Source organism: Shewanella waksmanii, from assembly GCF_043643685.1.
In the GTDB taxonomy this organism is placed as follows: Bacteria; Pseudomonadota; Gammaproteobacteria; order Enterobacterales; family Shewanellaceae; genus Shewanella; species Shewanella waksmanii_A.
The window spans coordinates 328,884-349,854 of sequence record NZ_JBHZSN010000003.1; the positions used below are offsets into that span (position 1 = coordinate 328,884).

Annotated in this window: 17 protein-coding genes; 5 read left to right on the plus strand and 12 right to left on the minus strand. The window is 44.4% G+C overall.

Going from position 1 to position 20,971, the window contains the following annotated elements; translation table 11 throughout:
* Positions 1–16 precede the first annotated feature (16 nt).
* Positions 17–1,981 carry a tetratricopeptide repeat protein gene (locus tag ACHUFW_RS06500; RefSeq protein WP_394201577.1) on the plus strand — a complete coding sequence of 655 codons (1,965 nt, stop codon included), beginning with the start codon at positions 17–19 and terminating at the stop codon, positions 1,979–1,981.
* A 125-nt stretch (positions 1,982–2,106) separates the two neighbouring features.
* Here the strand turns inward: ACHUFW_RS06500 and ACHUFW_RS06505 are convergent, their stop codons facing one another.
* The 5 genes from ACHUFW_RS06505 to ACHUFW_RS06525 form a co-directional block, all read right to left on the minus strand.
* A complete protein-coding gene (locus ACHUFW_RS06505; RefSeq protein ID WP_394201579.1) occupies positions 2,107–2,253 on the minus strand; it encodes a hypothetical protein in 147 nt (48 codons plus the stop codon).
* A gap of 136 nt (positions 2,254–2,389) precedes the next feature.
* Positions 2,390–3,040 (minus strand): HNH endonuclease, encoded by a 651-nt coding sequence (locus tag ACHUFW_RS06510; RefSeq protein ID WP_394201581.1) that lies wholly within the window; start codon positions 3,038–3,040, stop codon positions 2,390–2,392.
* Positions 3,033–4,430 carry an ATP-binding protein gene (locus ACHUFW_RS06515; protein ID WP_394201582.1) on the minus strand — a complete coding sequence of 466 codons (1,398 nt, stop codon included), beginning with the start codon at positions 4,428–4,430 and terminating at the stop codon, positions 3,033–3,035. The genes ACHUFW_RS06510 and ACHUFW_RS06515 overlap by 8 nt, the downstream gene beginning before the upstream one ends.
* 530 nt (positions 4,431–4,960) lie before the next feature.
* Positions 4,961–5,176 carry a hypothetical protein gene (locus ACHUFW_RS06520; RefSeq protein WP_394201584.1) on the minus strand — a complete coding sequence of 72 codons (216 nt, stop codon included), beginning with the start codon at positions 5,174–5,176 and terminating at the stop codon, positions 4,961–4,963.
* A gap of 30 nt (positions 5,177–5,206) precedes the next feature.
* Positions 5,207–6,022 (minus strand): PhzF family phenazine biosynthesis protein, encoded by an 816-nt coding sequence (locus ACHUFW_RS06525; RefSeq protein ID WP_394201586.1) that lies wholly within the window; start codon positions 6,020–6,022, stop codon positions 5,207–5,209.
* A 462-nt stretch (positions 6,023–6,484) separates the two neighbouring features.
* Between ACHUFW_RS06525 and ACHUFW_RS06530 the strand changes: the two genes are divergently transcribed.
* Positions 6,485–7,021: a hypothetical protein gene (locus ACHUFW_RS06530; RefSeq protein ID WP_394201588.1), complete on the plus strand. Its 537-nt coding sequence runs from the start codon at positions 6,485–6,487 to the stop codon at positions 7,019–7,021.
* An 8-nt stretch (positions 7,022–7,029) separates the two neighbouring features.
* Positions 7,030–7,395, plus strand: a complete 366-nt coding sequence (locus ACHUFW_RS06535) for a hypothetical protein (RefSeq protein WP_394201590.1) — start codon at positions 7,030–7,032, stop codon at positions 7,393–7,395.
* A gap of 311 nt (positions 7,396–7,706) precedes the next feature.
* On the opposite strand, the gene ACHUFW_RS06540 is transcribed toward ACHUFW_RS06535, so the two are convergent.
* A complete protein-coding gene (locus tag ACHUFW_RS06540) occupies positions 7,707–8,657 on the minus strand; it encodes a hypothetical protein (RefSeq protein WP_394201592.1) in 951 nt (316 codons plus the stop codon).
* 1,418 nt (positions 8,658–10,075) lie between these two features.
* On the opposite strand from ACHUFW_RS06540, the gene ACHUFW_RS06545 reads away from it, so the two are divergent.
* The gene (locus ACHUFW_RS06545) at positions 10,076–11,647 is read left to right on the plus strand and encodes an amidase family protein (RefSeq protein WP_394201594.1); all 1,572 of its coding nucleotides are present in this window, start codon (positions 10,076–10,078) and stop codon (positions 11,645–11,647) included.
* Between the two features lie 165 nt (positions 11,648–11,812).
* On the opposite strand, the gene ACHUFW_RS06550 is transcribed toward ACHUFW_RS06545, so the two are convergent.
* From ACHUFW_RS06550 to ACHUFW_RS06570, 5 genes are all read right to left on the minus strand, one after another.
* A complete protein-coding gene (locus ACHUFW_RS06550) occupies positions 11,813–12,052 on the minus strand; it encodes a hypothetical protein (RefSeq protein ID WP_394201595.1) in 240 nt (79 codons plus the stop codon).
* Positions 12,053–12,720: 668 nt separating this feature from the next.
* The gene (locus ACHUFW_RS06555; RefSeq protein WP_394201597.1) at positions 12,721–15,900 is read right to left on the minus strand and encodes an HD domain-containing phosphohydrolase; all 3,180 of its coding nucleotides are present in this window, start codon (positions 15,898–15,900) and stop codon (positions 12,721–12,723) included.
* Positions 15,901–16,034: 134 nt separating this feature from the next.
* Positions 16,035–17,087, minus strand: a complete 1,053-nt coding sequence (locus ACHUFW_RS06560; protein ID WP_394201599.1) for an MJ1255/VC2487 family glycosyltransferase — start codon at positions 17,085–17,087, stop codon at positions 16,035–16,037.
* 13 nt (positions 17,088–17,100) lie between these two features.
* Positions 17,101–17,628 carry a phosphatase PAP2 family protein gene (locus tag ACHUFW_RS06565; protein WP_394201600.1) on the minus strand — a complete coding sequence of 176 codons (528 nt, stop codon included), beginning with the start codon at positions 17,626–17,628 and terminating at the stop codon, positions 17,101–17,103.
* Between the two features lie 93 nt (positions 17,629–17,721).
* Positions 17,722–17,970: a uroporphyrinogen decarboxylase gene (locus tag ACHUFW_RS06570; RefSeq protein ID WP_394201602.1), complete on the minus strand. Its 249-nt coding sequence runs from the start codon at positions 17,968–17,970 to the stop codon at positions 17,722–17,724.
* Positions 17,971–18,300: 330 nt separating this feature from the next.
* Between ACHUFW_RS06570 and rraA the strand changes: the two genes are divergently transcribed.
* Complete coding sequence (gene rraA, locus ACHUFW_RS06575; RefSeq protein ID WP_394201604.1) at positions 18,301–18,786, plus strand: ribonuclease E activity regulator RraA; 486 nt, start codon at positions 18,301–18,303, stop codon at positions 18,784–18,786.
* 138 nt (positions 18,787–18,924) lie between these two features.
* On the opposite strand, the gene ACHUFW_RS06580 is transcribed toward rraA, so the two are convergent.
* Positions 18,925–20,823 carry a S9 family peptidase gene (locus ACHUFW_RS06580; protein ID WP_394201606.1) on the minus strand — a complete coding sequence of 633 codons (1,899 nt, stop codon included), beginning with the start codon at positions 20,821–20,823 and terminating at the stop codon, positions 18,925–18,927.
* Positions 20,824–20,971 lie beyond the last annotated feature (148 nt).

Here is a 20,971-nt window from a genome sequence, read left to right on the forward strand (position 1 = left end):
ATAAAAGGATTTAGCGTTGCGCCTGTTTGCCCACGTTCTGCTGCTGATATCATTTGTGCTAACTGGCTTGGGTCATGCCAATAGCCTCGATGACGATCCATTAGCTAAACTTGCAGTGCACGCCTATGACGGCGCGGCAAAGAACTACGTTGACAATCAAGCCTGCGCCACCTGCCACGCAAAACTGTTTAACAGCTACCAAGATGTGGGCATGGCTCGCTCATTTAGTCATCCAAGCGATGCCATATTAATGGAGCGCTTCGGGGAGGAGTTCTATCACACGGCATCAGATCGTTATTACCGCATCGACAAACAGCAACAACAGCTCATCTTTCATCGCTATCAAAAAGATAACCAAGGCAATAAAATCAATCACTTTTCTACCCACATTGATTGGATTTTAGGTTCAGGTTATCGCGCTCGTAGTTACTTGTATCAAAACGAAGCGGGTGAACTGTTTATGCTACCGCTTGGCTGGTATGCGCAAACCCAGCAATGGGGCATGTCACCGGGTTTTGAAACCAAGCACCATTTTGGTGTACAGCGCCAAGTAAAACGTGAATGTATGTTTTGCCATAACGCATACCCAGATGTCGCCGAGGGCAGCGATGCCCCGTTTGCTGCGCATCATTTTCCTACACAGCTCCCGCAAGGAACAGGTTGCCAGCGATGCCACGGCCCTGGTGCTGAACATATTCGCGCCGCGCTGCAAGCCAAACCCCTTACCACGATTCACGCCAATATCGTCAATCCGACAAAATTACCCCCGCAGCAGCGGGACTCAGTGTGCTTTCAATGTCATATGCTACCGGCGGTGAGCATGGTCGGCATACGCGACTTCGATGCGGCGACCTACAGCTTTAAAGCGGGTGAATCACTCAATGACTACCTACAACATGTCGAAGTCACCAACAAGGATAAAGTTGAACACGGTCAATTTGAAATCAATCACCATGGTTATCGATTTTGGCAAAGTGAGTGCTATCAGCAAAGCCAAGGAGAGCTGGCCTGTATCAGTTGTCACGACCCCCATGTCAAACCTGAGCCACAAGCATTTAGAGCCCAGGTATCGCAAACCTGCCAGCAATGTCACCAGCGCATCGAAACCAAACACCCCGCACTCAATGAGCACAAAGCCATTAATGCCAGCAGTGATTGTGTCAGCTGCCACATGCCAACCAGACGTACTCAAGATGTGGTTGAAGTGACCATGACCGACCATAAAATTGCCAGAGGCCCTTTCGACCAAGCTGCACTGGTTGCGCCTACCAGCAAACAGGACCCTGTCATTACCGATGTTAACCTGCTGCCTTTTGGTGAAATGCCTAGTGAACTTGAATCGAAGTTAGTTCGCGCTATTACCGTACTGCGGACCAAAGCCAATGCTGCCGCCACTGACTCACTCAAAACCATACTGGTCCAAAACACGGTCAACTCTTTTGTCCCCTACGTTGATCTGCTAGAGGCAGAGGTCAAACTCGGGCGTTATCAAGGGGCGATAAACACCGCCAAACATATCTTAAATCAACCCGACGCCCCGCAATTTACCACCCTATCCTCACTGGGAATTGCACTGCTCGCCAGTGGCCAAACACAGCAAGCAATAAAGGTGCTTCGCCACACCATCACCTTAGGCAATGACCCTAAAAATAACTATAACTTAGGCGTTGCGCTGATGAGCCAGCAGCAATATAGCGAAGCACAAACACAGTTTGAATACGCCCTTGCGTTACGGGAGAACATGCATAGTGCTTGGCTATTTTTAGGCAAAGCTCACCTGGCACAAAACCAAAACGCTGAGGCGGTTAACACAATGAAACGCGCCCTTGCTATTGCCCCTGACTATGAAAAAGCCTATGTAGAATTGGTACAGTTACTGCTCTCGCAGCAGCAACTTAGCGAAGCTAAACGTTACTTAAACCAAGGGATGAAATCAGCAGAAACCACCGCTGAGTTGCAGGTGCTGAAAGATAGTTTGTGATTTTGCAGGCTTTGGCCTGTTATACAATGGTGGTTACCCATGGCTTAAGGGGTGGCTGCAGGGTTTCGCCTACCCAACGGGGGTGAGTTTTACCCATGGTCTGATGGGTAGTTGCAGGTTTTCGCCTATCCAACGGAGGTGAGTTTGCCCATAACCTGATGGGCGGCTTCAGGGTTTCGCCTACCCGGCGAGGGAGGTGCAGATTCTGCTGTGACTCGCCGTGAATCCATCCATGGAGGCTCTGCCGTGACATCCATCTCACGGAAGGTCACAGCCGCATCTACACTGAGTTACATATCTCTTCGAACAAGGCTTTTGCTAGTTATTAAGCGATTTTAAAAAACATTATTTTTAAATAAGTTAGAAATTAATTTTTTGACAAGTTAATTCAAAATTACTCAACAACATTCACTCATCAAGCAACCTTCGCATGCGTTCCTTAATTAGGTCTACTAGCGCGCTTGAGCCTTTAGCTTTCGCGTCACGCAGGTCTTCAGCTAAAACTATCATTTCATCAGGCTCGAAATAACCGAACTCAAGAGAGCGTTGATTTAGCTTACACAGCCCAATAGTAAAATGCCCTTTGGCAGTTTTATCAACATACCAACGGCCACTGAAAATATCGATATGATCGGTATAGACATCGAAATGGGGATGCACTAGCAAAAATGCACCCGACGAAGATGGATATTTCTTTCTCTCTCCCGTTTTAACTGATTTTACGGTATCGTGCTTCCACTTTATTGCATTGCAATCTGCACATGCAACGCATAAGTTTTTTGGATGAAACATGTATTTCTTATACTTTTCTTTTGGTGCAATGTGCTCAACTTGACAGTTTGCCGCAGATTGCACGCTGATATCTTTCTTGCAATATGAACATTTTGCTAACTGCTTATCTCTATAATGCTTACGGATATGCGATCTTAGCGCTTGTAACTCATCCTTTTTCTCCGCTTTATTCCAGTCATCGTGAGTAAAGTTATCGTCTTCAACTATATCTTTAATCAGTTTTTTCTGTTCTTTAGAAAACTCTACCGCTTGCTCAATATCAGCCATATTTGTGATAAACCTCATTAAGCATTTCAATTAGCTCTATAAGTGGATCATGCTTATGTAACACAGGAAGAAAATCATTAAGCATCTTTAAATTTCTTAAATCATTTCCATCAAACTTCTTTTCAGCTTTTACTTTTGAGAATATGTAAATAGCCGTCTTGATGAGGTACTCATTGCTGTGGCCAGGGTTATGAAAAAGATTGGCAAGATAGTAGTCTGATGAACGCAAACGGTGTTCCGATGCGTCCATTAGCCTTCGCTCTGTCATATCTAAGATTTCACAATTGTTGATCGCAATATCTGAAACAATAAGTGGAGAGTGAGTTGCGATTATAAAGTGGCATCCTGAATATGCTTGAAGAGATTTGTTCAATATTTCCACAAATCTTTGCTGCCATGATGGGTGTAGGCTAATTTCTGGCTCATCTATCAAAATCAAGGAGTTATCATCAATAGATGATATGATCCCAAGAAACAATAAGAACAAGCATTGTTCACCCGAACTTCTCGAAGCTAATGGGCGTATTCTAGCTGAAGCTGATAAACCTTTATTGCTGAGACTTTGGCCTCTCACTGTTTCAATGTCAGCCACACTGACTAAACCAGACATGAGTAAATCTGCAAGCTCTCTGGCGGAATATGCTATTTCCTTATCCGTACATAGATATTTCAGAAGTACGCCAGAACCACTGAAACAGAGCAAAACTTCTGGTTCATCAATGACAAGCTCCATTAGAACATTTAACTCACTGATATCTGTTACATCATAATGCTTATATGCGTTTCGTAGTGCTATTTGAGTCTCAGGAGCAATTGTATCATCCCCATTTTTAACCTTAGTCAGCTCGGCAAGGGAAAATATAGGCTCAAGAGTAATTTTGAGAACATCATCAAACCCAAAGCTTAATAAAAACTGGCGAAGAGATTGTATTTTCCTATCATCATAGGTATCCCTCGCAAGAAGTTGGTTTAAAGCTGTTGATGCCATACGTGTGGAAGGAAGGCGATCAGGTATAAAAGGCTTTGAACCAATGTAGGCATAATATCCGCCTTGTACAAAATCATTATTTAACTTCCAATCTTCAGTAAACTTTTCAAATTGGCTAGTTGACGCACAAATCAGCTTTTGGGGTATTTCATAGCCAAAAGCTTTCTCAACAATATCCCATTTAAAGTTTTGATTATAGTAATCTCGACGCAGTACCTTGATATCAGCAGAGTTCGACCTCAATAACTCACCATATAACATTTGGTAATAATTGCAGATATCCAGCAAAAGTTGAGTCTTGCCGCATCCGTTGTCACCAATCACCAACGTAAAGGCGTTCTCAGCCGAACTTTTTCCTTCAAAAAGAGAAGTATTGCCAATTTTGCGTGCTCTAAACGCCATTTATCTACCATACGTGTTACATCGAGTTTAAGTCCGATTCTATCATACGTATATGGATCAGGAAGTTACTACATTATTTGATAGATAAAGTTGGTTAAAAGGCGTGCCACAAGAAATTGGCCATAGCTCATTAAGGATCAAAATTGCATTAATCTTCATCTCGCAAATCCCGGTATCACAGTGCAATCGAAGAGATAGTTTACCCAGTGTGAACACGCGTTGACTCTCGGTGACAGGACGTCACCGCGAAGCCTACATGGATGTATCCACGGCGAGTCATAAGTGAGTTCGCACATACCACGCTGGAAGCGAAAACTCCCTATCACTCATCGGGTGATGACAGACAAATATTGGGTGAGAGTGAACTTAATTGATTAGAAAGCCACTGCTGATTTCAAAACCACTTATCTCTTCTTAAACTGGTTTATTACTACCTACAAAAGTTCAATCGAAGAAAGTTAATCATCCAGTGTAGATGCGGCTGAGGCCTTCGACAGCATGGATGCTGTCGCAGAGCGCCCATGGATGGGTTAACAGCGAGCCGAAAAAGCATCTGCACATAAGCCTGCTGCAGGCAATAGTGACCAATGAAGGCTACCACCTTCTAATACACACCCCGCTGGAGGCGAGAGAACTCCTGCTAAACCCATCAGCCCATGGGTACCCACAACTGGAGGCGAGAGAAATCCTGCTAAATCCATCAGCCCATGGATACCCACAACTGGAGGCGGACGAAAACCCATCACCCCATGGATACCCACAACTGAGATGATAACCTAATCATCTTCGACAGAAATTGGCATTACTCCTTTCAATACGGTCACCGCTGAGCCGATTAATTTGGTGCGCCCATTAGGTAAAAGCTCGGTAGTCACATAACCACCACGCTCCGATGCTTGATACCCTTGTAGGGTAAACTTACCCAACTTTTCTGACCAATAAACCGTTAACGCGCAGTGTGCTGAGCCGGTAACAGGGTCTTCATTTACGCCGACCCAAGGTGCAAAATACCTTGATACGAAATCTAATCTACTGCTCGTTGATCTACTCGTAACCAATACTCCCCGCCCCTCTGCTTGCTTCATTGCCTCAAAGTTTGGCTGGAGGTTCAGCAAAGTTTGTTCACTGTCTACTTCGATAAAAACCTTAGAATCAAAGCGACTAAAGCTCACCACTTGATGTGACTTGATGCCTAAATTATCCAACAACCGCTGACATCGAGACACGTCAAATTGGATCTCTGGTGATGGAAAATCGAGTTCAACGGTAGATTCGTTAATGAGTGCGGTTAGGGTACCAGACAAGGTCTCAAACCTGACAGTTTCACCTGTAGTTACCTGACCGTTTTCTTTAAGGATATGCGCAACCGCAAGCGTTCCGTGACCACATAGCTTTACCTCCGCTTGCGGCGTAAACCACCTAAGCCTCATATCAGAAAGCGATAGAAAAGCTGTTTCAGATACCGCCATCTCAGCGGCGATGGCAAGCATCAGCGGTTCACTTAAGGCGCTGCGAGTAATACACACCCCAGCAGGGTTACCCTTGAATGCTTCATCTGTAAATGAATCAACTTGGTAAATATCTAACTCCATTGCCCTCCCCCAAAGATTGTTAATCCAACCAGAGTAAACTTAATTCTCTGAAAAGACACTGCCGATTACAAAGCCACTTAGCTCTCTTTACACTAGTTCATTACTACCTACAAAAGTTCAATCGAAGAGACCGTTTACCCAGTGTGAACATGCGATGACTCTCGGTGACAGGCCGCTCCTTGGCATCCCTGCCACCACGGCATTTGTGAACCCACTCACATCAGCTTGCCGTAAGCAATTTCAACGGCAAAAGCATCCCATATTAATTAGTACATATAATTAGTCACAAAGCATACACAATGTCATGACTAAGTCTGATTTTTCCTCGATTGATTCTATATGCATCCTCCCCAGCACGGCGCTATGATAGGTTTACTATTTCTCATTACTGGCCGCTTATCTAACGATATGGACATCGTAACGGCGCTAAGTTAACCGCTTATCCATCAAAAGGAACTATTGATGAATGCCAATAACATAAAAGAACGTTACTCGTTACCAAGTAATCCATCTGAAGCGATGATGCAGCTCGCTAAAGTATTAAAAACACCTTTTCATAAACTAGTTGGCAATAAAGAAAAGATTGTACTAACCATGAGCGGCGTCATTTTGTACCGACACCTAAATCGCTTAGATAAATTGTTAGTAATGAAAATGATCCATGAGTTATCTCACCCTCCGCTTAGAAATGAACTTATCATTAAGTGCTTAGATCCGTTAATTAACCCGCCATGGGCAGAGTGGTCATTAACTAACTCAGAGTTAAAAGCAGTTTTATCCTTTCATAACCAACTAAACAGATGGTCTAGCATACTAGGTGCAAATCCTGGAGCCTATGGTATAGGCGGATCGGTATGGAGTATTGCTAAGCAAGGGGCATCGACAGGAAATGTAGCCGTATTATTAGCATCCATAGTGCTTATAGGTATCCATGAGTTTTCCTACAGTGAAACTCAAAAGTATGCCAATGAATTAGAACGAAGAAAGGTTTTAAATTAGGATTACAGATGAATCATGTTAAAGCAGTAATTGTATTTTCTTTAAGTTATTTATCTCTAATTCTTCTGGGCATATTGATTAGTGAACTACTCGTTAACAGGCAAGATGTCGGGCTGAATATTGGTGCCTTGATCATCGCAGTTTTAATAACTGTAAAGTTCAGACCTGCAAATTTTTATCGCGCTCAGCCTAAGATTTATCTCTCATGCTTAGGTGGAGCTGCGGGAATTGCCTTTGCTAAACTGCTATCAATCATGTTCAATGACTTTGCGCCCCCAGTTTTATATGAAAATATTGCTATCTTTAGTGTTAACTTCATGATTGTTTATTTCACAATAAAGGTTTATCTAACTAATATCATCGAAACGAGGTAGATAACGACATTCATACTGGCAAGGGCAGAAACAAGGAAGTCCGCCAGGAGAAGTCGCAGCCTTGTTAAGCATTATGATATCCCCCCACCCCCTCTTAAAAGCAACTGATTTTTAATAAAAAATATCAACTATAAGAAACAATTGAACCAGTGTAGATGCCGCTGAGGCTATCGAAAACATGGCCGCTCTTTGACATCCAGGTCACCGCGAGAGACGAAAAACCACCACATCACTCAGGTCATTGATAATCCATCCACCTCCCAACAATACCTTGCTTTTTAAAAGCAAAATCCAAACCGCCTAAGTCCTATTCAGTGCTTTAAATTAGCTTTTTTCCCTGCCCTCCAGACCAAAATCATAAACATAGAAAAATAAACAAAAGGTTCAAGGAAAGTGTCATAAGTAAGCCATTGTTCTTCCGTTAATTGGGTTGCTACACTAAAGTTGATGCCCGCCATACATAGACCAATCAATGCTAAACCTAGAACAAAGTACCTATGTTGAATGGGTGAACTTAAATAACGCTCAAAACGACTCCCAAAATAGCTACCTTTATTAAATACACCGTCAAGGATAAGTACCGTTGCACTAATCGCCCCCATAAAGGTGCCCTTAAGTTGTACTAAATATTCACTTTGAAAGGTTATGGAAAAAATTGCTGAAATCAAAAGCATTATTGTGCCAAAAACTGCAAAACCACCAAGTAAGTCAACTTTAACGAAACGTTGAATAACCACCAGCAACAACCCAAGAACCACTCCAGTAAATGCCGCGATGGTTAAATCTCCAGTCATTTTTGCCACCACAAAAAACACTGCACCTAAAGCTATATCGGCAATAATGGAATGCTTATTTTTTTTCCACTTTTCACTTTGAATCTCTCTGTTATTTTTGGCCGCTGGAGAGTTAGAATAAACACCTAATTTATTTAATTTTTCTGTTGCATAGTGGATATTTTTATCTGGGTGACTTTGATAAACTAATTTACTGCCATCTCTAACTTCAATACCCACATTAAACCAACTGAAGTAACCAACAGAAACGGTGATACCTGTCGTTTGATAATTTGCCTGATCGCCCGATTGGATTTTGTGTGTAATGACTTTGAAGTCATCCTCAAATGAATATGTGCACTTATCTACAAGCGTGCCATCGCAAAAGAGCTGTGATGTATATGTTTTAAGTGAAAAAGAATATTTCACTTCATAATTTTTACCTTGGTATTGAAAGGGTCTTCGATAAGTCCATAACTTCATGGTCATGATCACTCCTCTTCCTTGGAATAAGATGGGTTGAATCGAACAAATAAGGCCTTAAGCGCTGACGATCATCTTAACATAAAAGTGAAAATATCATCACTAAGCCGTTGAGAATGACTCGGCCAAAGTAAACTTAATTCATTGAAAAGACACTGCCGATTTCAGAACCACTTCGCTTTTTATAAACCAACTCATTAACTACCTACAAAAGTTCAATCGAAGAGACCGTTTACCCAATGTGAACACGCGTTGACTCTCGGTGACAGGCCGCTCCTTGGCATCCCTGCCACCACGGCATTTGTGAATCCCTTCACATCAGATGGCACCGCGAAGCCTACATGGATGTATTCAAACAACTTCCCTGCATAAAGGTCAGTTCGGCATCCTTGCCTCTCGTTCATAAGCTCAGTCGCTATAGCGACTATTCACCGAGTCATAAGTGAGTTCACGCATACCCCGCTGGAAGCGAAAACTCCCTATAAGTCATCGGGTGATGACGGTCGAATATTGGGTTAGAGTAAGCTTAATTAATTAGAAAGCCACTCCCAATGTCGAAGCTACTTAGCTCTGTGTAAGCTAACTCATTATTACGTACAAAAGTTCAATCGAAGAAAGTTAATCATCCAGTGTAGATGCGGCTGAGGGTATCGAAAACATGGCCGCTCTTTGACATCCATGTCACCGCGGCATTTGTGAATCCCTTCACATCAGATGCTGTCGCAGAGCGCGCATGGATGGATTCTCTTGAAAACAAATAGGCGTCCCGAAGCAGCATCTGCACATAAGCCTGCTGCAGGTAATAATTCCTAATGAAGGAGAATTATTAGATCTGAGGAAACTCAAGCTATCGAGAAAATATTCCGCATTTCAAAGCTCTCTTCCTTCTGTTTAAACTTGCTCAGAACTACGCACAAAGGTTAAATCGAAGAAACAATTAATCCGGTGTGAACGCACGTTGACTCTCGGTGACAGGCCGTTCCTTGGCATCCCTGCCACCACGGCATTTGTGAATCCCTTCACATCAGATGTCACCGCGAAGCCTACATGGATGTATTCACGGCGAGTCATAAGTGAGTTCGCATATAACCCCGCCGGAGGCGAACTCCTGCTAGATCCATCAGCCCATGGATACCCACAACTGGAGGCGAAGCCCTGTCACCCCACGGATAACCACAACATAAAGGTGAAAAACCTCGCCTAATTTACGCCTGCAACATTTTATTTACATCAATAAAAACCAAACTAAGTGTCGCAAAACGGCTTTAAATAAGAGGTTGGCGGCCGCCTCAGCCATGAAGAGTTAACTGTCACAGATAGCTGACAAGTTCAGAACATCACCCTGGGCGATTAAATAGTCACTGAGAGTTAATTTTTATTCAATAACTGCATAGAGTAGATAAAAAAGTACTCGAGGATTGATCATGTCTGTGACCCGTTTAGTCAAACGTTACCTGATACTACTTGGCTTATTGAGCTTATCTCTACCAAGTTTCGCAAATACTTCGATTGATGAGCTTCATCAAGCCTACCGCAGCGGTGAGGCGACGGTAGAGCAAACCGTTGCGGGTTATATTGCCAAAATCAATGCGCTAAACCCTGACTACAATGCAGTAATTGCCATCGACCCCACTGCCCTAGCACAAGCTAAAACCTTAGATAATGCATTCAAACAAGGTAAGTGGCTTGGTGCCTTGCATGGCATTCCTGTGTTGCTAAAAGACAATATCGCGGCAACGGCTGTGCCCACCACGGCTGGATCTTTAGCATTGCAGCAAAACCTCGCCACAGATGATGCTTTTGTCGTGGCTAAATTGCGCGCAGCTGGAGCGGTTATTTTAGGCAAAACCAACTTGAGTGAATGGGCTAACTTTCGCTCATCAAAAGCATCGTCGGGCTGGAGTTCAGTTGGCGGGCAAACCCATAATGCAATAGATCCTACTCGTAACCCCTGTGGTTCAAGTTCTGGCTCTGCTGTCGCAGTCGCACTAGATTTAGCTCCAGTAAGTCTTGGGACGGAAACCGATGGTTCTATCACCTGCCCTGCTTCTGCCAATGGGGTTTACGCCATCAAGCCGCCAATGGGGTTAATCTCACGTAGCGGTGTTGTGCCCCTTGCCCACAGTCAAGATACGGTGGGACCGATGGCGAATAACTTACAAGATGCACTCACTGTGATGGCGGTAATAGCCGGCTATGATCAACATGATAGTGCCAGCCAAAATCCAGAGTCTGCGTCCTACCAAAGCTACCAGCAACACATCGAGCCCACAGCGATTAAAAATTTGCGGATCGGCGCGTTAAATAGTCAGCAGTTTACCCCAATGACTCACAAGCTCTTTGGCCTACAGCAACAGCAGTTACAACAAGCTGGCGCTAACATCATCGCAGTCACTTTGCCGGAATCGATGGCACAACAGATAGGCCAAATGTTCCAAGATGAGTTTTTCATCCTGCTTTACGAATTTAAGCGCGACTTAAATCAATATTTGAGCCAGACCCCAAGCCAAGTAAGAGTAAAAAGCCTTGAGCAGCTAATCACCTTTAACCGTCAACATGCACAGCAAACTATGCCCTATTTTGGTCAAGATATACTGCAACAAGCACAAGCCATTGACCTCGAAGCCCAAGCAGCCGACTACCTTGCGGCCAAAACACGCTATCGAGATACCGCCAGCCAAGTATTAACTACGCTATACACTGAGCACGACCTAGATGTGTTAATTTCCCCCACGCTATCGCCGGCTTGGAAAACCGATGTGATCAATGGTGACCATTTTCAAGGCAGCGTAAGCAGTTATTCAGCCATTTCGGGCTCGGCCCACATTACCTTGCCCGTTGGCAAAGCCTATGGCTTACCCATTGGCTTGTCAGTGCTAGCGGCACCTAAAAAAGGTATAGAGGCCATCGCCGCCACAAGCGCCATAGACAAGGTTTTATCAAAAGCAGCACTGGACATAACCTATAGTTCCAAGAGCCCGACTTCGAGCAACTGACTCGACCTAAAATGGACTATCTATAGAGCACAGGCTAAATCGAAGGAAAATTATTGAGTCAGAGTAAGCTTAGTTCATTAGAAAGCCGCTCCCAATGTCGAAGCTACTTAGCTCTGTTTGAACTGGCTCATTGTTACGTACAAAAGTTCAATCGAAGAAAGTTAATCATCCAGTGTAGATGCGACTGAGGGCGTTGGTGGCATGGCCGCTCTTTGACATCCATGTCACCGCGGCATTTGGGAATCCTTTCACATCAGATGCAGTCGTCGAGCGCACAGGGATGTGCTTGTAGCGCCCCGATATAGCATCTGCACATAAGCCGGCTGCAGGCAATAGTGACCAATGAAGGCCACCACCTTCTAATACATCCCCCGGGAGGCACCAAATTCCTGCTACGCCTATCAAACTATGATTAATCCACCGTACTAGGCAATAAGTCTTGAATGGCAAATGAAGCTAAATCGAAGAGACAAGTAACCCAGTGCAGGTGCGGCTGAGGCTTTCGACAGCATGGCCGCTCTTTGACATCCATGTCACCGCGGCATTTGTGAATCCCTTCACATCAGATGTATTCACTAAGCGGCCATGGATGGATTCTTTTGAAAACAAATAGGCGTCCCGAAGCAGTATCTGCACACAAGCCTGCCGCAGGCAATTATTCCTAATGAAGGAAAATTATTGAGTCAGAATAAGCTTAATTCATTAGAAAGCCGCTCCCTATGTCGAAGCTACTTAGCTCTGTTTGAACTGGCTCATGGTTACGTACAAAAGTTCAATCGAAGAAAGTTAATCATCCAGTGCAGGTGCGGCTGAGGGTATCGACAGCATGGCCGCTCTTTGACATCCATGTCACCGCGGCATTTGTGAATCCCTTCACATCAGATGTTTTCGTTAAGCGGCCATGGATGGATTCTCTTGAAAACAAATAGGCGTCCCGAAGTAGTACCTGCACACCCCCCGCTGGAAGCGAAATTCTACAGACTGTGGATAACCCCAACTGGCGGCAAAACCTTGCTGCAGGCAATAGTGACCCATGCAGGCCACCAGCAAACCATACCAAACGATAAAACCACTTATGCAATTTTAACCTCAGGTTCTGGCTGCAAATACTTGTCGATGTCCACATGATCAATTTGCTTGGCATCGAGGAATTTATGGGCATACTCAAGATAAATACCACTGGTTAAAAACAGCTTGAATAGGTCCATATCAAGATGCTGATCGAGTGCCATCTTATGCAAAATATCCACCGCGACACTGATCGGTTTGGCCTTTTTATAAGGTCTATCAGCGGCCGTTAGCGCTTCAAAAATATCAGCCACCACCAATACACGCTCTGGCACCGATAAATCTTCAGCCGACAGTTTACGCGGATAACCAGTGCCTTTTAATGTCTCATGGTGGGTAGATGCATAACGCGGAACGCGCGCAAGCTCAGGCGGAAACGGTAAGTTTTCCAGCATTTTGATGGTACTGGTGATGTGTTCGTTAATTTTAAAGCGATCTTCAGCCGTTAATGTTCCCCGCGATATCGCCAAATTATGCAACTCGCCTTGGTTATAGAGATGCTCAGGAATGGTCATTTTGATGCCAAACTTTTCATCAAACTCAACCGGGAAATCACGCTTAATAATATGCTCTGGCTTGTTGCTTAGCAGCGACTCTGTCACCGGTAAAGTGACATCGCCCTGTGAGTAACGTAGCTCCTCAACCGGTGATAAACCTAATCTATCATCAAAATGTCGTTGCCAAGTTTGCTGCGCCAATTGATGCAGCTTATCGATGTGTGCTTGGCTCATAAACTCACCGCCAACATTGGCATTGGCGATAAACTCAAAGTCCTCTGTTAATTGCTGATAGCGTTGCTGTAATTTCTGTTTGAGCGTGGCTTCTTCAGTGGGCGATGCAGCCACTTGCTCTAGGTAGTCAATGTAGGCATCACGCCTTAACACCTCAAAGCGCATTCTCACCTCGTGGATTCGATTGTAGATGGCCTCAAGCTTACTGCCTTTATCAACAATATGTTCAGGGGTGGTGATCTTGCCGCAGTCATGTAACCAAGCGGCGATGCGAAACTCGCGCTGCTCATCTTCACAGCTGATTTTAAAGTCTTTAAACGGCGCTGCTTCACTATTAGACGCTGCTTGCACTAACATTAAGCCGAGCTCAGGTACACGATTACAATGACCTGCGGTGTAGGGCGACTTATCATCAATAGCTTGGGCAATTAAACGAATAAAAGCTTCCATCAACTCTTTTTGGTCCGCCTCGTACTGCTCAATCGATGACGACATGGCCACCATCGATCCCGCTAACTCATCAATTTCGGCAATATTGGTTTCAATATGCTCAACGCTTCGATAACGACGATGCTTAATTTTTTCGTTTTCCAGCGCTAATGCCTTAATCGGCCGAATGATCGGCGAAGCAAATAGCCAAGAGATTGGCATAACCACAAACAGGCAACCTATCGTGATAAGTATCGACGTACTAATTTTGTCATTACTGGAGGCAAATAAGGTCTCAGCAGGTACCACCACCGCATACTTATCACCATTTTGCTCTGCGCCAAAAGAGGTGACATAAACGAAACTCGCCACACCATTGAGCTCAATAGGTAACAACTGGTTTTGTTGAGTTGGATCGTCTGCTATCGCAATTAGTTCGGCATAGGGCACGGTGCCTTGAGGTTTAAAGCTATTTTGCTCACCTTTGGCAAACCATTTGTCGGCCAGCACCTTACGTTGTTGCTCATTAATATTGGCAAGTGCAGCATTAATGATGGGGATCAGCGGGGTATTCTTGCCCTGCATCACCATGTAGAGCCCCGTCGGTACATCAGCGTCACCAAAGCTGATGCGCTCGTGGTATTTCAAGTTATTGATAAAGTAACTTTGCGCGGTATAGTGCAAAATAATACTGTTATCCAACGCAGCAAATACCTGCCCGCTTTCAACGGCAATCAATATTGCTTGAGTTGAGTCCATCTCAACGATCTCAATCTCAGGAAAGGCTTGCTTAATCACTTGAATCACTGACCAGCCCCGAGGAATCGCCAGTTGTTTGCCATTTAATTGCGATAGATGGGTCACGTCAGGCTGATTAGCTACGGTAACCACCGCATAATGAAGATTTAAAAAGGGCTGACTAAACTCGCCTAAGCTTTCATTCTTGTCAGTTAACATTATCGAATGCAGCATATCGAGCTCTTCCAGCATGTAACTATCTACCAGCTCATTCCAGGTATAGCCATTAACAAAGCGAAACTGCAGCCCTGTCATCTCGGCAATCATTTTAAGTAAATCAATACTGTAGCCCTGAGGCTCGCCTGAAATAGTGAAATCAATGGGTGCCCAGTCGTTCTCATTCGACACCATTAATTCACCTGCACTGGCTACTAACGCCTGCTGCTCTGCGGACAACTTAAGTGGCTCACTGGACGGTAATACCGCATTCAGCTGCGGCTGCCTATTAGCGGCAATCAGCTCGCCAGTTGGTTTGTACAGGTAACTTTCTCTTTCACTTTGGTCCCCTTGAGAGATCAGATAATCACTTAAGGTGGATAAGGCGATATCAACCGCTAATACGGCGCCGGATTCAGGCAATTTTATCGAGTAAGTTTGCCCGGGCGCCTGTAAATTCTGAAACAAATAAGGCTCAGTTTTATTGACTTGATGCCGCTCAGCTTGGCTAAACCAAGGTCGTAATCGCGAGTCATATTCGGTCACACGCTGATGACTTGTTCGCTGGTTAAATTCAGCATCAAAGTACTGGTAACGCTGAATGCGTTCACCGTTTTGTTCACTAACACTGATCACTACCCAGCGATCAAGATGGGAAGCTTGTAATTGCGAGCGCACAACAGGATGAGCATCTAAGTTAATTAACTCGTGAAAATCGCCATTGGATAATCCAATATAGATGGCATAAAACAGCGGGTTAATCAGCATGACTTCGGCAAAAGTATCATAGGCGTCTGGGTTGAATTCCCCCTCTACCACGAGATTGTCGACGCTGGCGAGTAACTTTGCCACATTGTTGGCTTGAATGTCGATTTGAGCGATGTACTGACTGGTGCTGTCGGCTGCTTGTTTATAGTGTTTCAGCGCCGACTCGGTGGCCATTTTGTGAGAAAAGAAATATTGTAATCCAATCGCTATTGCGGCAGTCACCACCGTCGCCAATACAAATATCCCCACCACGGTAAACCGAATGGTAAACCGTTTCCGCTTGCCGTTGCCCTGCGAGCCCATGCTATCTCCTTATAGTTCAAGCGAATACTTGAAAGATATCAGTCTATTGGAAGAATAACATTTGGTCAATTTAGCGGCGACCAAGATAACCTACTGGCGAGGTTGATTTTTTAACTTGTTATCAGCACGACCCACTACGGACTTTTCTTACGCCAACTTTCGGGTAAATCCATTTGCCCCCACAGGCTATCGCATAACTCTTGGCTATCATGCCAGCGCCCGGCTAATAGCCAAGGCACCAACGCATCGCCCACTTGCGGATAAGCGATTGGAGCAGGCATTGGCGATTTGAGCCAGCGGCGTAATGCTTGCCCATCAAGACTTGTCATACTGTCAGCCGCGCCAAGCAACTCTAAGGCGGCAACATTAGAAAGCTGTTCAAACTGGCCATGCAAAGGCTTCACTAACAACTTTTTCCCTAAAGTGAGAGCTTCACTGGCTAGCTCGAACCCCGCACTACTGATCACCCCACCACATTGGGCAAGCTTTTGCTTAAAACCCTCACGATTAAACCCTGACCATTGAACATGGGGGGGGATCGCTTTGCTGGGTCTACTGCCATGGAATACGGCAAATTGGTAATCATCGAATGGCGACAGGAACTCGATAATGTCATCGGCGGCTTCAAAGGGTAAATAAACGATGATTTTATGCAGGCAGTGACTAACACTCGAATCGACTTCGACAAACGGCGGCAATATAGGAAAGCCAAAGTGGTGCCAGTGACAACCTAAAGCAATATCCACTGGGGCAAAATAGTTAAGCAACATATCATTAAACCAATTATCACCCACTTTGGGCACATCAAACTTCAGCGCCGCCTGATGGCTAACCCCAATAGATGGGATCCCTTGGCGTTTGGCCGCCCATGCTGTTACTGGCTCAAAGTCATTCAATACTAAATCATAGTCACTCAAATCCAAACGACGTACGTCCTGCATCAAACCCAGTAGTGAATTTTGCATCGCCGTTTGCGGCACGCTAACTCGGCCGTGGTGAGTCACGAACGTCAATCCAGACTGCACGGTATAATCACCAAAACATTGCATATCAAAAAACTGCGAAGCCTGACGACCAGAAAAGAAGAAATCGACATTCACATGATATTTCTTTAACGCTTTTGCCATGACTCTAGCGCGGCTAAGGTGACCATTGCCAGTCCCTTGCACACCGTACAATATCCGCATAATTAAGATCCTACTATAAGGCTAAAAAGGGAATGGCAAAGTACACGCTACAGCTACCCAGTAGCGCGCCTGCAATAATATCGAGTGGGTAATGCACCCCTAAAATGATCCGCGACACGCCAATGGCACTGGCCCAAACAAAGGCCAGCAAACTCCAATCGGGGTAAACAACGAATACTGCTGTCGCCATCACAAACGCAGCGCCGGTATGACCGGAAGGCAGACTAAATTTATCCGACGGTTCAAACTCCGCATGAGCAGAGATGCCCACCAAAACAGAGTGGCAAGGCCGCACGCGTCTGATGCTATTTTTAAGCAAGAAGTACAGCGGAAGTTCCAGCAGAAAAGCCAATAACGCTAAGCTAAAAAACACCTCTCCATGGTAGCTAACCATCAATAACAAGGTGCTGCAGTATAGATAAAGAGGCCCATCTCCCGATGCCGACAATCGCTTCGCGATGGGGCGCAACTGATATTGCAACCCTGCTCGGGTGATCTGACAATATAAGTGTCTATCAATTTTGGCGACAGACTCAAACATAAAAGGCTCTCAACTAATATTATTAACAGTTGAGAGCCTAAAAAGTGACCGTGACGCCTCGGTGACAGCCAGCCTAAAGTTTTATGACACAGGTTATGCCGTAGCGACGGCTTTGGCTGAGCGCTCGCGATAAAGCTTAATGAGATGGTAAACATTGATACAGGCTACGAAGGCATTCATACCTGCGACAGGCCAGGCTGAAATGTACACGCCGTAGATAACAAATAATGTACATCCGGTGAAGTTTAAGCAGCGTAACCAGATGATATCTTTCATCATTAATGATATCGCCACCATCACTGATGCTGAATAACCAATAAGTTCAATCGTTGAAGCTTCCATAAGGCACCTTTTTCGAGGCCCTCTGCCATCCTTAAGCTAACTGGGGGATCCGTGCCCCTAAAGCGAGTAAGTTAATTCAAGACTGTAACCATTCTAACAAATGAACAACTAAGTTGTAATTAAAATACGTGATTTAATGACCTGAATCATGTTTTTTGCCCATTTAAACACCAATAGGTAAAAGTTAACAACATACAGCGGAAACAAGCAGCAGATAAGCGATAGCGTGATTGATAACACTTTTCTTTTTATTAAACGCTTATATACTGGCAGGTATTAGAGAAATACTGCGAAATCTCAGTAGATTGCCTTTCAATAGGAGTATGACTTATGGAATACAACACCTCACAACTTTGCGACGACAATTTAGATTCAGTCGATGTGGTTGAACCTATGTTCAGTAATTTCGGTGGTTGTTGCTCTTTTGGTGGTTCGATTAGCACAATCAAATGTCACGAAGATAACGGACTGATTGCTGATGTGCTTGAGCAAGATGGTGAGGGACGTGTTCTGCTCATTGATGGTGGGGGTTCTTTGCGCCGTGCTTTAATTGATGCATCCCTAGCAGAATTAGCAGTCAATAATAACTGGGAAGGTATCATCGTTTACGGTACTGTTCGTGATGTGGATGCCCTTGAAGATTGCGATATTGGCATTCAGGCGCTCGCCTCTATTCCCGTTGGCGCGGATGGCCATGGTATTGGTGAGTTGGAAATTCCGGTTAACTTTGGTGGCGTGACCTTCCTACCACTCGACTATGTCTATGCAGACAACACCGGCATTATCCTGTCGCAAGAACCGTTAGATATCGATTAATATCATAGCTTTAATCAAAAAAGGATGACCATGGGATTGCCCCTTGTCATCCTTTTTTTGTTTGTCAGCCGAACACTCTTTGCCGGCTTAGCTGTGTCTACTGTTTAGCTGTGTCTACTATTTAGCTACGTTTTTGGCTTATAAGTGTTTACTCAAAAACGCTTCAAACGCTTTCAAGGTGGCCATTCGATTTTGCTCTATTTCTAAATAGTGATTGCCATTTTCAAGCTCGAGGTATTCAACCTCTTTGTCATAATCACTAAGCTCATCAAACATTTCACGGCTATGGTAAACATCCACGATTCTATCTTTATCGCCATGAATTAACAGCATAGGAATATTGACTTGCTTAGCGAAGTTAATCGGGGATTGCTGTTCTAATTTATCAGAGTCATCGCCTAACTGCTTTTTAACCACTTCGTAATTAGTGAATCTGCGCGCTTTACGCACAATATGCTCCAAATCGGACACCCCTGCAAAGCTGGCTGCACATTTAAACGGTTGTTGTTGGGTCACCGCTGCTTGCATGGCGGCATAGCCACCGTAACTCGCCCCAAGAATACAGATCTTATCTTTATCAATGGGGTAATGCTCTGCTAGCCAGAATGCCGCATCAGCAAGGTCGTGCTGCATCGCCCCGCCCCACTGCTGAATCGATGCCATTTCAAACTCAAAACCATAACCCGATGAGCCACGAAAGTTAGGTTCAATCACAGTATAACCGCGACTGGCGAAGAACTGACTGAACCAATCAAAGCCGCCGTAGTTTCTCACCATCGGGCCACCATGGGGAATCACCAATGCTGACTTTTTCGCTTCAACATTGCTCGGCGGCAGCGTGACGTAGGCTTCGAGCTCAAGACCATCTCGGGCCTTAAACACCACTTTTTGCTTATCTGACAGCGGTTGCTCAACTAACAATGGATATTCATCAAGAATGTAATCGAGACCTTTCGCTTTGCGGTCACCTAAGTAATAGGTGCCTGGTGATGTAGGATTACTGGTATACAGGATATAACGATTTTCATCAGCACTTAAGCTCATGATATTGTTGTAAGCATCGGGAATCGCCTTATTTAAGGCCTTTTGAAAGCGTGCATATTTTTCATCAAAAAACACTTTACCGTTAGCGGCTTCACCATGGTGAACACCAATAACATCTTTGCTAACCTTCGAATAAATCAACGCGCCTTCAACATCATAATTGTCATCGGCATAAACCAATTTTCGCGGTAAATCGGCCTTAGCCAAGTCAACGGTAAAGATGGCGTAGCGGCCATTATGCAGCGAGCGAATATACAAGGTATTAGGGTCAACACCAAAGCCTAGCGGGGTAATATCTGGGTTATCAAATAATTCATATTCCCAGATTCTACGCCACTCCTTGTTATCGATATCATAGAGACGAAAAAACACTTTGGTGTCGTCGATACCATAACCGAGTCTGAGTCTATGTTGTTGATCTGTCAGCCAGCTGTGAATACCACTGCGGCCTTTTTGAATCAGCTTACGTTTAAGTCTGGAATTCAAATTCACTTTGTAAACATCAGGCTGGTTTGCCACCTTAAGATCAAGCGCCATCAAAATGTAATCTGGCTCATCCGGCAAAATATCAACAATAGTGTCTTGGAATTGGGGACGATGTTCGCGTTCTCTTAATTTAAGTACTGAACGAATATCACTGGGCTCATTAAGATCGACCTTTAATAATCGTGACTCAGAATATTTCATTCCTCGCCTATCAATCGGATAATTAGAGCTAACCAATAAGGTTTCGTCATTGGCCCAAACATACCAATCCATCTTAAATTTTTGATTGTCAGTCGATACCACATAATCGACTCCCTGCTTACCCACAGCCTTTACACCGAGGTAACTATTACCTTCATTATGAAGTATAAAAGCAAATTTATTTCCGCTTGGAGATAATTTAACTTGCTCAGACTGGGGCAATAAACCAAAAGCTTCGACGGGGAGCGGCTTAGCGTTGACGCTTAAGCCAGTGACTAACAACAGCAATGCAAAAAATCGGTGCATCCTTTCCTCTTATTATTGTTCTTCCAATGAAGCGCTAATAATAACATGATTAAAAAGTTACCAGAATAAAAAACATAGTAATTACAGCAAAATAGATTAGTTTTTAGCGCCAAACTTTAAATGAATTGCATGGCCATAGTGCTATAAG

Coding starts and splice junctions, on each gene's coding strand:
- ACHUFW_RS06510 (WP_394201581.1), bottom strand. CDS start 3,040: ATGGCTGATATTGAGCAAGCGGTAGAGTTTTCTAAAGAACAGAAAAAA.
- ACHUFW_RS06515 (WP_394201582.1), bottom strand. CDS start 4,430: ATGGCGTTTAGAGCACGCAAAATTGGCAATACTTCTCTTTTTGAAGGA.
- ACHUFW_RS06525 (WP_394201586.1), bottom strand. CDS start 6,022: ATGGAGTTAGATATTTACCAAGTTGATTCATTTACAGATGAAGCATTC.
- ACHUFW_RS06530 (WP_394201588.1), top strand. CDS start 6,485: ATGAATGCCAATAACATAAAAGAACGTTACTCGTTACCAAGTAATCCA.
- ACHUFW_RS06535 (WP_394201590.1), top strand. CDS start 7,030: ATGAATCATGTTAAAGCAGTAATTGTATTTTCTTTAAGTTATTTATCT.
- ACHUFW_RS06540 (WP_394201592.1), bottom strand. CDS start 8,657: ATGACCATGAAGTTATGGACTTATCGAAGACCCTTTCAATACCAAGGT.
- ACHUFW_RS06545 (WP_394201594.1), top strand. CDS start 10,076: ATGTCTGTGACCCGTTTAGTCAAACGTTACCTGATACTACTTGGCTTA.
- ACHUFW_RS06555 (WP_394201597.1), bottom strand. CDS start 15,900: ATGGGCTCGCAGGGCAACGGCAAGCGGAAACGGTTTACCATTCGGTTT.
- ACHUFW_RS06560 (WP_394201599.1), bottom strand. CDS start 17,087: ATGCGGATATTGTACGGTGTGCAAGGGACTGGCAATGGTCACCTTAGC.
- ACHUFW_RS06565 (WP_394201600.1), bottom strand. CDS start 17,628: ATGTTTGAGTCTGTCGCCAAAATTGATAGACACTTATATTGTCAGATC.
- ACHUFW_RS06570 (WP_394201602.1), bottom strand. CDS start 17,970: ATGGAAGCTTCAACGATTGAACTTATTGGTTATTCAGCATCAGTGATG.
- rraA (WP_394201604.1), top strand. CDS start 18,301: ATGGAATACAACACCTCACAACTTTGCGACGACAATTTAGATTCAGTC.
- ACHUFW_RS06580 (WP_394201606.1), bottom strand. CDS start 20,823: ATGCACCGATTTTTTGCATTGCTGTTGTTAGTCACTGGCTTAAGCGTC.